Origin of the sequence: Allofournierella sp. CML151, from assembly GCF_027853465.1 — a bacterium.
Lineage (GTDB): Bacteria > Bacillota > Clostridia > Oscillospirales > Ruminococcaceae > Allofournierella.
This window is the reverse complement of sequence record NZ_JAPNNW010000013.1, coordinates 1-12,708: the sequence shown is the minus strand read 5'-3', so window position 1 is coordinate 12,708 and position 12,708 is coordinate 1. Positions and strand designations below refer to the sequence as shown.

The 12,708-nt window shown below is 61.3% G+C and carries 9 protein-coding genes; 1 reads left to right on the top strand and 8 read right to left on the bottom strand.

The genetic code is table 11. The features are described 5' to 3' along the window. Positions 1–7: 7 nt before the first annotated feature. From PH256_RS10145 to PH256_RS10110, 8 genes are all read right to left on the bottom strand, one after another. Positions 8–1,159, bottom strand: coding sequence for a pyridoxal phosphate-dependent aminotransferase (locus tag PH256_RS10145; RefSeq protein WP_270914047.1), 1,152 nt, complete (start codon positions 1,157–1,159; stop codon positions 8–10). Between the two features lie 109 nt (positions 1,160–1,268). Further along, the gene (ptsP, locus tag PH256_RS10140) at positions 1,269–2,978 is read right to left on the bottom strand and encodes a phosphoenolpyruvate--protein phosphotransferase (RefSeq protein WP_087184840.1); all 1,710 of its coding nucleotides are present in this window, start codon (positions 2,976–2,978) and stop codon (positions 1,269–1,271) included. Positions 2,979–3,071: 93 nt separating this feature from the next. Next, positions 3,072–3,335 (bottom strand): HPr family phosphocarrier protein, encoded by a 264-nt coding sequence (locus tag PH256_RS10135; protein ID WP_058963390.1) that lies wholly within the window; start codon positions 3,333–3,335, stop codon positions 3,072–3,074. A gap of 88 nt (positions 3,336–3,423) precedes the next feature. Further along, the gene (locus tag PH256_RS10130; protein ID WP_087184841.1) at positions 3,424–5,409 is read right to left on the bottom strand and encodes a PTS fructose transporter subunit IIABC; all 1,986 of its coding nucleotides are present in this window, start codon (positions 5,407–5,409) and stop codon (positions 3,424–3,426) included. A gap of 84 nt (positions 5,410–5,493) precedes the next feature. Next, positions 5,494–6,396, bottom strand: coding sequence for a 1-phosphofructokinase (gene pfkB, locus PH256_RS10125; protein ID WP_087184842.1), 903 nt, complete (start codon positions 6,394–6,396; stop codon positions 5,494–5,496). Next, positions 6,393–7,148 carry a DeoR/GlpR family DNA-binding transcription regulator gene (locus tag PH256_RS10120; RefSeq protein WP_087184843.1) on the bottom strand — a complete coding sequence of 252 codons (756 nt, stop codon included), beginning with the start codon at positions 7,146–7,148 and terminating at the stop codon, positions 6,393–6,395. The genes pfkB and PH256_RS10120 overlap by 4 nt, the downstream gene beginning before the upstream one ends. Before the next feature lie 207 nt (positions 7,149–7,355). Next, the gene (gene ptsP, locus PH256_RS10115) at positions 7,356–8,984 is read right to left on the bottom strand and encodes a phosphoenolpyruvate--protein phosphotransferase (RefSeq protein WP_087184844.1); all 1,629 of its coding nucleotides are present in this window, start codon (positions 8,982–8,984) and stop codon (positions 7,356–7,358) included. After that, entirely contained in the window at positions 8,981–10,144 is a 1,164-nt protein-coding gene (locus PH256_RS10110) for a patatin-like phospholipase family protein (RefSeq protein WP_270914046.1), read from the bottom strand. Before PH256_RS10110 ends, ptsP (PH256_RS10115) begins: the two co-directional genes overlap by 4 nt. Before the next feature lie 339 nt (positions 10,145–10,483). On the opposite strand from PH256_RS10110, the gene PH256_RS10105 reads away from it, so the two are divergent. Continuing rightward, the gene (locus PH256_RS10105; protein WP_087184846.1) at positions 10,484–12,586 is read left to right on the top strand and encodes a sodium-translocating pyrophosphatase; all 2,103 of its coding nucleotides are present in this window, start codon (positions 10,484–10,486) and stop codon (positions 12,584–12,586) included. The last annotated feature ends 122 nt before the right edge of the window (positions 12,587–12,708 follow it).

Genomic DNA, 12,708 nt, shown 5'->3' with positions numbered 1-12,708 from the left:
CGTTCTCTTATTGCTTTTCTTTTGTGAGCTGATTCAGAAAGGCCTCCAGACGGTCCAGGCCCTCCTCCAGCTGGTCCTGCGCGCAGCAGTAGGAAAGCCGCACATAGCCCTCGGAACCAAAGCAGCTGCCCGGCACAAGGGCCAGCCCGCCCTCCTGAATGAGCCGGGTGCAGAACTCCTCACTGCTCATGCCGAACTGGCGGATGCAGGGGAAGATGTAGAACGCGCCCTCCGGCTTGTTCACCGGCAGGCCCATTTTGCACAGACGCTGGTACACATAATCCCGCCGCTGCCGGTAGCTCTGGCGCATGGCGCTCACATCGCTTTCCAGCGCGGTGATACAGGCGGTCTGGGAGAAGCTGGTCACGCTGACCACGCTGTACTGGTGCACCTTCTGCAGCTGCTGCTTCACCGGCGCGTCCGCCGCCAGCCAGCCCAGCCGCCAGCCGGTCATGGCATAAGGCTTGGAGAAGCTCTCCACCACGATGATGTTCTCCCGCAGGTCCGGGTAAAGGGCGGCAAAGCGGCCGAAAGAATCGGTGTAGCACAGCTGCCAGTACACATCATCGCAGATCACATAGATGCCGGTGCGGCGGACGAGCGCTGCCACCGCGTCCAGGCTCTCTTTGGTATAGACACATCCGGTGGGATTGTTGGGGCTGGTGAGGATGATGGCTTTGGTGCGCTCGCTCACGGCGGCGTTCAGCGCTTCTTCGCTGAGCTGGAAACCATAGGGCTCGGTGTCCACCGGCTTGTACACGCCCCGGCACAGGCCGATCAGAGATTCATACAGGCCGAAGGCGGGGATGGGCACCAGCACCTCGTCGCCCACATCCACCACACCGGACAAAGCACACAGCAGCGCCTCGGTGGCCCCGCAGGTGACCACAAATTCCTCCGGTGCATAGTGCAGGCCCTGCTTTTCGCTGAAGGCGGAAAGTGCCTCCAGCAGCTCAGCGCGGCCATTGTTGGGCGGGTAGTGGGTATCGCTCTGCTCCAGCGCCTGCTGCGCCGCCTGCCGGATGGGCAGGGGAGTGTCGAACTCCGGCTCGCCCAGAGTCAGCTTCACGCAGCCGGGGGTCTGGGCGGCAAGGGCGGTGAACCGGCGGATGCCGGAAAGGGTAAGGCCGGTGACGGCCGGATTCATGGGCAGACGCATGGGTAAACTTCTCCTTCAAACGATTCGCTTTTGTATGTTACCAGTATAGCACAACAGGGCGTTCGCAGCAAAAAAATGCAGGTCGTTTCAGACCTGCATTTTTTGAAAATTACTTTTTGATCATGGAAGCCAGATAGCCCTGGATACCCTTCACGCTGGAAAGGTTCATGGCCTCGGCCTGCACGTCGTCCGCCTCCTGCTGGCTCCACAGGCTGATGGTGCGGCGGGTGGCCAGCACGGCGCTGGCGCTCACGCTGAACTCATCCAGGCCCCAGCTGAGCAGCAGGGGAATCAGAGCGGGATCGGCGGCAGCCTCGCCGCACATGCCCACCGGGATGCCGGCTTTCTTGGCGGCCTTGATCACATTGGCGATGCTGCGCAGCACAGCGGGATGGAAGTGGGTGTACAAAGACGCCACATCCGGGTTGCCCCGGTCCACTGCCAGGGTGTACTGGGTCAGGTCGTTGGTGCCAATGCTGAAGAAGGCGGCCTCCTGTGCCAGCAGATCGGCAATCTGGCTGGCGGCGGGAGTCTCGATCATCACGCCCACCTGTGCGTTGGCGTCAAAGGGCAGACCCTCGGCGGCCAGCTCCTTCTTGGCCTTTTCCAGCATAGCCTTTGCGGCGCGAATCTCCTCCAGGCCGGTGACCAGAGGCAGCATGATCTTGATGTTCTTGTGGTCCGCACCGGCGCGCAGCAGAGCACGCAGCTGGATCATGTAGGTCTCGGGGTTATCCAGGCAGTAACGGATGGCCCGGTGACCCAGGAAGGGGTTCTCCTCCTTCTTCATGTGCAGGTAGTCGATCTCCTTATCGCCGCCCACGTCCAGGGTGCGGATGATGACCTCCTTGCCTGCGAACAGCGCCGCCACCTGACGGTAGGCGTTCATCTGCTCCTCTTCGGTGGGCAGGCTGTCCCGGTCCATGAACAAAAACTCGGTGCGGAACAGGCCGATGCCCTCGGCGCCCTTCTCCAGCGCAGCCTGGGCGTCCTCCGGCTTGCCGATGTTGGCATACAGGCCCACGGCGCGGCCGTCCGCGTTCACGGTGGGCTTGTTCAGGTAAGCCTTCAGCATCTGGCGCTGATGCTCAAATTCCTCGCGGCGGGCCTCGTAGTCCTTCAGAGTCCGCTCGTCCGGGTTCACATACACATGGCCGAACTCACCGTCCATGGCAATGGAATCGCCGTTCTGGATGGTGTCAGCCGCGCCGGGCACGCCCAGCACAGCGGGGATCTCCAGCGCGCGGGCCAGAATGGCGGAGTGGCTGGTGCGGCCGCCGATCTCGGTGATAATACCCACCACGTTCTCCCGGCTGATGCCAACGGTCATGCTGGGGGTGAAGTCCTTGGCAACGATCACGGTGCCGGCGGGGGCATGAGCCAGGTCCACATCCGGCAGACCCAGCAGCTGCTTGAGCAGACGGGCGCGCAGGTCACCGATGTCGGTGGCGCGCTGGCGCATCAGCTCGTCCTCCATGCCGCTGAACATGGCGATGAAGGTCTGGCAAACGGTGTCCACCGCAGCCTCGGCCACGTTGCCCGCAGCAATCTGTTCCTCCATCTGACCCATCATGAACGGGTCGTTCAGCATCATGATCTGGCCGGACAGAATCTCGGCGGCATGCTCGCCCACCTTCTCGGTCATCTCGGCCGCCATGTTGCTCAGCCGCTGGCTCACAGCAGAGGCAGCCGCCTTCAGGCGCTCGGTCTCCTGCTGCTGACCCGCGAACTGCACCGCGGAATAATCCAAATTCTGCTCTTTTACCACCAGCGCATGGCCAATGCCCACACCGGCGGACGCTCCTGTACCCTTTAACATGGTCTTTGTGCCCCTCTCGTCGGCTTTTTTATCAGGTGCGCCCCGGCCCATCTGGTGGACCGGGGCGCCGCGTGTTGTTTGTTCGTTTGCTGATTACTCGCCCAGACCGCTTTCGATCAGGCTCACAGCCTTGTCCAGGGCGGCCTGCTCGTCGTCACCGGTGCAGCGAACTTCCAGCTCGCTGCCGCACTTGATGCAGGCGGCCATCAGGTTCATGATGCTCTTGGCGTTGATCTCCTTATCCTTGAACACCAGCACCACGTCGCTGTTGAACTTCATCATTTCCTGAGCGAACATACCGGCGGGACGCATATGCATGCCCATGGGGTTTACGATCTTGGTCATCTTGCTTACCATAACAGTTTTCTCCTTTTATTTGTTTGATTCTGATGGTTGTGAAGCGCCCGCGCACCGCGCGGGCGGCATTGCGTACAAGAGTTTGGAATTACTGCTCCTTGTTCTTCTTCAGAACACCCAGCAGCAGCATGCCAACCAGGCTGCCCACCACCAGGCTGATTACGTAGCCCAGCACGTTGGTGACCACGGGGAACACGAAGATGCCGCCGTGAGGAGCCATCAGGCTGCAGCCGAAGAACATGCTCAGCGCACCGGCAACGGCACTGCCGACCACGCAGCTGGGAATCACGCGCAGGGGATCGGAGGCAGCGAAGGGAATCGCGCCCTCGGTGATGAAGCACAGACCCATGATGTAGTTTACCACACCGGACTTGCGCTCATCCTGAGTGAACTTCTTCTTGAAGAAGGTGGTGCACAGAGCGATGGCCAGCGGGGGAACCATGCCGCCCACCATAACGGCGGCCATCATCTGGTACTCAATGGCGCCCTGAGCAGCGCCCGCGGCAGCGGCGGTGGCAATGGCGCCGGTACCGGTCACGTAAGCAGCCTTGTTGAAGGGGCCGCCCATATCAATGCTCATCATACCGGCCAGAACAGCGCCCAGCAGGATCTTGCTGGTGCCGCCCAGGCTGTTCAGGAAGGCGATCAGGCCGTTGTTGATAGCGCCCATGATGGGGTTCACCAGGCACATGAACAGGCCCATGAACAGCACGCCGATCACAGGGTACAGCAGGATGGGCTTGATACCCTCCAGGCTGTCCGGCAGCTTATCGCAGACCTTGCGCAGGCCCAGCATGAAGTAGCCGCCCACAAAACCAGCCAGCAGAGCGCCCAGGAAACCGGCGGGAACCGCAGTGGCACTGGGGTCCAGAATGGTGGCAAAGCTGGTGCCCACGGCTGCCAGGCTGCCGCCCACAAAGCCCACGGCCAGACCCGGACGGTCGGCGATGCTCATGGCGATGTAACCCGCCAGAATGGGGAGCATGAAGTTGAAGGCCACGCCGCCCACAGTCTTGAAGAAGGCCGCCACGGGGGTGTTCATGCCGAAGTTTGCAGGGTTAATGGAGTAATCGTCCAGCAGGAAGGCCAGAGCGATCAGGATGCCGCCGCCGATCACGAAGGGCAGCATATGAGAAACGCCGTTCATCAGGTGCTTGTACAGCTGACGGCCGATGCTCTCGTTCTTGGCGGTATCGGTGGTCTCCACCGCGCCGGAGTAGTGGTAGATGGGAACCTGCTTCTCCACAACCTTGCGGATCAGCTCCTCAGGATGATGGATGCCCTCGCTCACAGGAACAAACAGCACGCGCTTACCGTCGAAGCGGGCGGTCTCCACGTTTTTGTCGGCAGCCACGATGATACCGTCGGCCGCGGCGATCTCCTCAGCAGTCAGCACGTTCTTGGCGCCGCCGGAGCCGTTGGTCTCGGCCTTCAGGGGAATCTCCATGGCCTTGCCGGCCTTCTCCAGAGCCTCGGCAGCCATGTAGGTGTGAGCGATGCCGGTGGGGCAGGCGGTAACAGCCAGCACCCGGTAGCCTTCGGCCTTCGCCTCCTCAGCAGGCTGAGCGGAGGCATCGTCGTTCACGGTCTCCACCTTGGGCAGCTTGGTATCACCGTACTTGGCGCTCTCGGCGTCGTCGATGGCCTTCATGAACTCTTCCACAGTGGAAGCAGCACGCAGCTTGGCAGTGAAGTCGCCGTCCATCAGCAGAACCATCAGGCGGCTGAGAATCTCCAGATGCAGGTTGCCGTCCATGGGAGCGGCGATCATGAAGAACAGGTCGCTGGGCTTTTTGTCCATGGCGCCGTAGTCCACGCCGTTGTCCAGGGTCATAGCCGCCAGACCGGGGCGCTTGACCGCCTCGCTCTTGGCGTGGGGCACTGCAATGCCCGCCTCAATGGCGGTGCTGCTCTGGGCCTCACGGGCCAGAATGGCCTTCTTGTAGGCCTCCACATCCGCCAGATTGTCACCGGCCACATGCAGGCCGATCAGTTTATCGATGGCTGCTTCTTTATTCGCTACGCTGGTATGCAGCTCCACGCTTTCCGGTCTGAGCAAATCCGTAATACGCATGATACTCGATTCCTTTCTCTCATTCTTTTTCAGGGGGATACGATCTATTTGCAGGCGTGCGATTTTGGGTTCCGCGATGCACGCTTATGCCTGGTTCAAAAGAGCCTCGATCTCGCTTCGGGTGGCCAGCACATCCGAGAAGGCGGTGGCGCTGCCCGCGGCACTGCCCACACGCAGTGCATGGGCGTAGTCGCCGCTGTCCAGATAACCGGCCAGGAAACCGGCCACCATGGAGTCGCCCGCGCCCACCGAGTTCTTTACCTTGCCCTTGTAGGCGGCAAGGCGGTGGCAGCCGCCGTTTTCGTCCAGCAGCATTGCACCGTCGCCGGCCATGCTGACCAGCACGTTGCGCGCGCCCTGCTGCTGCAGCTTTTCGGCGCACTCCCGAATCTCCTCATCGGTGGTGAGTACCCGGCCGAAGATCTCGCCCAGCTCGTGGTTGTTGGGCTTGATCAGGAAGGGCTTGTACTTGAGCACATTCACCAGCAGATCCCGGGTGGCGTCCACCGCGCAGAGCACATTCTTGCCCTCCAGACGGGCCAGAATGCTCTCGTACACATCGCTGGGCATGCTGGCGGGGATGCTGCCGGCCAGAACCAGCACATCGCCCTCGCCCAGAGCGTCCAGCTTGTGGAACAGCTCCTCCAGCGCCTCGGCGCTGATGTCGGGGCCCTTGCCGTTGATCTCGGTCTCCTCACCGGCCTTCAGCTTCACGTTGATGCGGGTGAGACCGGCGGGCAGATGAATGAAGTCGGTGGCAACGCCCTTGGCGGCCAGGCCGTCCTCAATGGCCTTGCCGGTGAACCCGGCCACAAAGCCCAGCGCCACGTTCTCGTGGCCCAGCTCCCGCAGCACCCAGGACACATTGATGCCCTTGCCGCCCAGCTGCACATCCTCGCTGACGGTGCGGTTCACCTGGCCCAGGGCCAGCGCATCCATGCGCACCACGTAGTCCAGCGCGGGATTGAATGTAACGGTGTATATCATAACCCTTCTACCTCCTTAATCACTGCATGTTTGCGATAGCTTTTATCCGGCAGATGGTCGGTAACGATGCAGGCCTGATCGATGGGGGCCACCGTGACCGCCGATACCCGCCCGAACTTGGACGAATCTGCCAGCACATATTTGATATAGGCCTGGCGCAGCGCCATCGATTTGACCTGAGCTTCCTCCACGTCCGGCGTGGTGTAGCCCTGGCCCACGGTGATGCCGTTGATGCCGATAAAGGCCTTGGTAAAGTTGTAATGGCTCAGGGACTGCACGGCGCCCGCGCCCACAATGGCTTCGGTGCCGGTTTTGAGCATGCCGCCCAGGATATAGGCCTTGAAGCCCTTGTTCACCAGCCGCTGGGCATGCAGGATACCGTTGGTTACAATCAGCAGTCCGTCGCTGGGCTCCATGTACTCCAGCATCCGCAGCGTGGTGCTGCCCGCATCCAGAAAGATCACATCATCCGGCTGGATCTGAGCCGCCGCATAGCGGGCGATCTGGTCCTTCTGGGTCTGATTGAGATGTTCCTTGGCGCTCATGGTGGGTTCGCCGCTCTCAAAGGTGGCATCCACCGCAGTGGCTCCGCCATGCACCTTGTTCAGCTTGCCCTGCTCCGCAAGAATCATCAGGTCCCGCCGCACGGTGGATTCCGAGGTATCCAGCCGCTGGGCCAGCTCGGTGACGGTAGCCGCCCGGCGCTTGGCCAGCACATCCAGGATTACTGCAAACCGTTTTTCCGCCAGCATTCCGCCGCCCCCTTTGCCCGTTTCTCTTGTTCTGGTTTCACTATAGCACAGACGTTTGGCGAATTCAAGCATTTTCTATCAAAAACAATCAAATTTCTTCATTTTCTTTTGCAACGCCCGCGCATTTTCGCTCAAATATGCGCAAATATGCAAAAAAATGCCCCTGCTCCGCACATTGCGGGGCAGGGGATTGCCTTTATGTGTAAGTTACCGCTGGAAGCGGGGCGGCTGGTTCAGGTCCAGCTCCAGCAGGTGTGCCTTGATCTGCATCAGGCTGCGGGCTTCCATGCACAGCCCCCGCACACCCTGGCGGATGAACCGCTCAGCGGTATCCGGGTCGGTGGCGCTCACGCCACAGATGGTCACGGGCAGCTCCTGGCTCCAGGCAGCAGCCACCACCATATCGATCAGGCGGCCCACCGCGTGGGGCCAGCCAGTGAAATAACCGGACATCCGGCTGTCCCGCCGGTCAGCCGCATAGGTGTACTGCGTCAGATCGTTGGTGCCGATGTGCACGAAGGAGCAGCGGTCCGCCAGAATCTCATCGGCCAGCAGGGCGGCACTGGGAACCTCGATCATAGCACCCAGCGGAACCTTTTCATTGAAGGGTACCCCCTCCCGGCGCAGCTGGCTCTTGGCCACCTCCACCAGCTCCAGGGCTTCCTTCCAGTCCGCCGGGCCGGTAATCATGGGGAACATGATGCGCAGATCACCCTTGAGCGCGGTACGCAGCAGCGCACGCATCTGGGTGACAAACAGCTCCGGGTGGCTCAGCTGCAGCCGAACGCCCCGCATACCCAGCGGGGAATAATTGATGGTATCCTCCAGATCGGCCACCCGCTTGTCCGCTCCGATGTCAAAGGTGCAGATGGTCACCGGACGGCCGGCAGCGGCCTCCAGGCAGGTCATATAATAATAGTACTGCTCATCCTCTCCGGGGATGTGATCGCCGGTGATGACGAACTCGCTGCGCAGCAGACCCACGCCGTCTGCGCCCGCATCCATGGCAGCCCGGATGTCGGTGGGACTGGAGCAATTGGCCAGCAGGGTCACGGTGGTACCGTCCTTGGTCACGCAGGGCTGATCCTTCAGGAAGGCCATCCGCTTTTTCAGCATGCCCTCGCCCACGATCCGCCGCTGGGCGTAGCGCACGGCGTCCGCGTCCGGCTTTACAATCATATCTCCGTTGTAGGCATCCAGAATGGCGGCCTGCCCCTCGCTGTAATCCAGCATCTCATTGCCCAGCTGCACCACGGCGGGAATATCCATGGTGCGGGCCATGATTGCCGCGTGGCTCTGGATGCTGCCGCCGCTGGTGGCAAAGCCCAGAATCTTGGCCCGGTCGATGCTGATGATGTCACTGGGGAAGATGCGCTCGCCCACCAGGATGCAGGGCACCTCCAGCTCGGGCGCCTTGCGGGGCTCGCCGTCCAGAATGTTCACCACCCGGCGGCAAACGTCCAGCACATCCACCGAACGCTGGCTCATGTATTCATCGTCCAGATTTTCCAGCGTGGCGGCATAATGCCTGCCCACCCATTCCATGGCCGCGGCCGCGCCATCGCCGTCCGCGATACGCTGAGCCACCTGTGTCAGCAGGCCCGCATCCTCCAGCATCATCCGCTGGAACATAAGAATAGCCTGCTGGGTACCGTCGGTTTTCTCCTCCAGAACGTGCAACTCCTCCTTGGCCAGGATCACGGCCGCATCAAACAAAGCCTGCTCGCGCACCGGAAGACCGACCACACGCACCAATCCGGCGGTGCCGTGATGCAGCCGGTGGACCGGCCCCATGACCAGCCCTTTCGATGCGCTGATGCCTGTGAATCTTCTCATGGAACCTCACCTCCCTGGGATCTGCGCAGGCTCGCCGCCACAAGCGCCTGCAAAAACTCTCCGGGGGCGGCGGCCGCCTGGGCGGACTCCCGGATGCAAATACCCGCCCCCTCTTCAAACAGGGGCGCAAACCGCAGGCAGACCTGTGGGTCCACCTGCTGCAAAAATGCGTCAAACAGCTGATGTGCGGTGTAGACCGGCTCCGGCGCCACACCGGCCAGCTCACAGGCCCGCTCCAGCGGAGCCAGTGTTCGGGCGGCTGCGGTAGCCGCCTGCTTTTCCAGCCCGCCCAGCGCCGCCTGCTCAGTGAAGGTGAGGGAGGGATTGGCTCCCATCACCCGCCGCAGCAGCTCGGCATAGGGGCGAACAAAGCTCTCCGCAAGGGCCCGCTCCTGCCCGGCCTGGATGCTGTAGCCGGTGCCCAGGATTCGGCCGAAGGCCCGGTAGGTATCGTTGTAGCCCAAAGCAATGTTCCGCTCGGCCTGCCGGGGATCGAAGGTCAGAATCGCGCCCAGCTCCCAATGGCTGCGGATCAGAATGACCGGGATATCATCCGGCAGCCGACGCGTCACACCGATGCCGTCCACATCCACGGCCACCACTTCCTCGGCACCCATGCGGCGGGCCAAACCCACCGGCATATTATCGGCATAGCCGCCGTCGATAAACTCCTTGCCCTCAATGGCCCGGGGCCGGAAGGCGGGGAAGCAGGCAGCAGAGGCCAGCAGATAATCCCTCATCTGCCCCTGCGGGATTTCCCGGGCGGTAAGCTCCAGCGGGCGCAGGGTACGCTTGTTCACGGTGACCAGACCGAATTCGACGGGGGAGGCGCGCAGGGCGTCCTCATCCAGCACCCGGTCCACAATGCTTTCCAGCGGGGACACATCCAGTCCGCCGCAGCGCACCGTCTCCTGCCAGAAATTCAGTACACCCTGATCCGGGTCCGGCGGGTCTGTTATCACCTGTCGGGTGTCGATGGTCATCCACATATCCCGGGCAGTGGCCCACTGGTCGGTGGCAAACATTGCCCCGTTCAGACAGCCCACCGAGGTACCGGTGATCACATCCGGCCGCCAGCCAAGCTCGGCCAGCGCCTGATAGACCCCGACCTGGTAGCTGCCCCGGGCGCCGCCGCCCGCCAGTACAAGCCCTCGCTTCATGCCGTCCCGCCCTTCCTTGCTTTCTCACTTTATCAAATTGTAGCAGAAAACTTTTGGGAGATGCAACCATTTTTCCCAAGAAAATCGGCTGAACCGCCTGGTCATCCATTGTGTTTAGTCTATTATAATCCTTTCGTTTGATAAAGGAAATACGTTTTCAACTATTTTTACAAAATATTCTACTAACTAAAAAATATTTTGTGCATCATTCTTGTTTTTCCGGGGGTTTTGTTCTATAATGAAGGCAACGGCGAAATTTGGATTTCATTTTTCGGAATCGGTTTCGCCCTGTATCTCCCGGCTTGCCGGGCTTTTGGAACAAGGAGGGATCATTCGATCATGAGCGCAATGTATTTTGTTGCGGCAGGCGCTGTGCTTGCCCTGCTGTTCGCGGCAACAATGTTTGCCCGGGTCAAAAAAGAGCCTCAGGGAACTCCCCAGATGGCCAAGATCTCGGCCGCAGTGAGCAACGGCGCCACCGCTTACTTAAAGCGCCAGTACAAGGGCGTGGCTATCTTCTTTGCGGTGGTCTTTGTGATCCTTCTGATCATGGCTTTCCTGGGCTTTTTGAGCTTCTTTACTCCCTTCGCATTCCTGACCGGCGGCTTTTTCAGCGGCCTGTCCGGCTTTATCGGCATGCGCACCGCCACCATGGCCAACTGCCGCACCGCCAACGCTGCTTCGGGCAGCCTGAACAAGGGCCTGCGGGTAGCCTTCAGCGCCGGTTCGGTCATGGGCTTCACGGTGGTTGGCCTGGGCCTGCTGGATTTGAGCATCTGGTATTTCTTCCTGCATTTCTGGTACACTGCCATTGATCCGGTGGCCAGCCAGGAAATTCTGATTCAGAACATCACCTCCAACTTGCTCACCTTCGGTATGGGCGCTTCCTCCATGGCGCTGTTCGCCCGTGTGGGCGGCGGCATCTTCACCAAGGCAGCCGACGTGGGCGCCGACCTGGTGGGTAAGGTGGAAGCGGGCATTCCCGAGGATGACCCCCGCAACCCCGCCGTTATCGCCGACAACGTGGGCGACAACGTGGGCGACGTGGCTGGCATGGGCGCCGACCTGTATGAATCCTATGTAAGCTCCATCGTTTCCACCAGCGCATTGGCCGTGGCTGCGGGCTTCGGCATGCAGGGCGTGGGCGTTCCCATGCTGCTGGCCGCACTGGGTGTGCTGTGCTCCATCGTGGGCACCTTCTTCGTCAAGACCAAGGAGGGCGCCAGCCAGAAGAATCTGCTGACCGCTCTGCGCACCGGCACCTACATCAGCAGCGTGCTGATTGCCATCTGCGCCTGGTTTGCCGTCCACTGGCTGCTGCCCGCCGAGCATGCCACCGGCGTGTTCATCGCGGTGATCAGCGGCCTGGCCGCCGGTGTAATCATCGGTGCGCTCACCGAGTACTACACCTCGGACAGCTACTCTCCCACCAAAAAGCTTTCGGCCTCCAGTGAGACCGGCAGCGCAACCGTAATCATCAGCGGCCTGTCGCTGGGCATGCTCTCCACCGTGGCCCCCGTTGTGATCGTGGGCATTTCGGTTCTGCTGAGCTACTTCTGCAGCGGCGGTGCCGAAGACTTCAACATGGGCCTGTACGGCGTGGGCGTTTCCGCCGTAGGTATGCTGAGCACCCTGGGCATCACCCTGGCCACCGACGCCTACGGTCCCATTGCGGACAACGCGGGCGGCATCGCCGAGATGACCCACATGCCCGCGCAGGTGCGTCAGCGCACCGATGCGCTGGACAGCCTGGGCAACACCACCGCCGCCACCGGCAAGGGCTTCGCCATCGGCTCCGCGGCGCTGACTGCTCTGGCCCTGATCGCCTCTTACATTGACAAGGTTCATCAGATCGATCCGGATATTGTGCTGGATCTGTCCATCACCAACCCCACCACCCTGATCGGCCTGTTTATCGGCGGTATGCTGCCCTTCCTGTTCGCAGCCCTGACCATGGATGCGGTGGGCAAGGCAGCCCAGAGCATCGTGGTGGAAGTCCGCCGCCAGTTCAAGGAAATCAAGGGTCTGATGGAAGGCAAGGCCGAACCGGACTATGCCTCCTGCGTGGACATGTGCACCCGCAGCGCTCAAAAGCTGATGCTGGCGCCCGCCCTGATCGCGGTGATCGTGCCCATTGTGGTGGGTCTGATCCTGGGCGTGGAAGGCGTGGCCGGTCTGCTGGCAGGCACCACCGTTACCGGCTTTGTGCTGGCTGTAATGATGGCCAACTCCGGCGGCGCGTGGGACAACGCGAAGAAGTACATCGAGAGCGGCGCCCATGGCGGCAAGGGCAGTGATTGCCATAAGGCCGCCGTGGTGGGCGACACCGTGGGCGATCCCTTCAAGGACACCAGCGGCCCCTCCATCAACATTCTGATCAAGCTCACCAGCATGGTTTCCATCGTGTTCGCCGGTCTGGTAGTCGCGGTACACCTGCTGTAAGCTTACTTCTCCCATTTTCTTCTCTTTCTTAGCCGTAAGGCCTGCCAAAAGACCTCCTGGCCGTTTGTGTACGGCGGGCCATTTGGACCAAAAAGGGGAGAGCGTTTTTAACGCTCTCCCCC

Bases quoted from the DNA above. Each gene is read 5' to 3' on its own strand.
- PH256_RS10145 (WP_270914047.1), bottom strand. From the start codon at position 1,159: ATGCGTCTGCCCATGAATCCGGCCGTCACCGGCCTTACCCTTTCCGGC.
- ptsP (WP_087184840.1), bottom strand. From the start codon at position 2,978: ATGTTAAAGGGTACAGGAGCGTCCGCCGGTGTGGGCATTGGCCATGCG.
- PH256_RS10135 (WP_058963390.1), bottom strand. From the start codon at position 3,335: ATGGTAAGCAAGATGACCAAGATCGTAAACCCCATGGGCATGCATATG.
- PH256_RS10130 (WP_087184841.1), bottom strand. From the start codon at position 5,409: ATGCGTATTACGGATTTGCTCAGACCGGAAAGCGTGGAGCTGCATACC.
- pfkB (WP_087184842.1), bottom strand. From the start codon at position 6,396: ATGATATACACCGTTACATTCAATCCCGCGCTGGACTACGTGGTGCGC.
- PH256_RS10120 (WP_087184843.1), bottom strand. From the start codon at position 7,148: ATGCTGGCGGAAAAACGGTTTGCAGTAATCCTGGATGTGCTGGCCAAG.
- ptsP (WP_087184844.1), bottom strand. From the start codon at position 8,984: ATGAGAAGATTCACAGGCATCAGCGCATCGAAAGGGCTGGTCATGGGG.
- PH256_RS10110 (WP_270914046.1), bottom strand. From the start codon at position 10,144: ATGAAGCGAGGGCTTGTACTGGCGGGCGGCGGCGCCCGGGGCAGCTAC.
- PH256_RS10105 (WP_087184846.1), top strand. From the start codon at position 10,484: ATGAGCGCAATGTATTTTGTTGCGGCAGGCGCTGTGCTTGCCCTGCTG.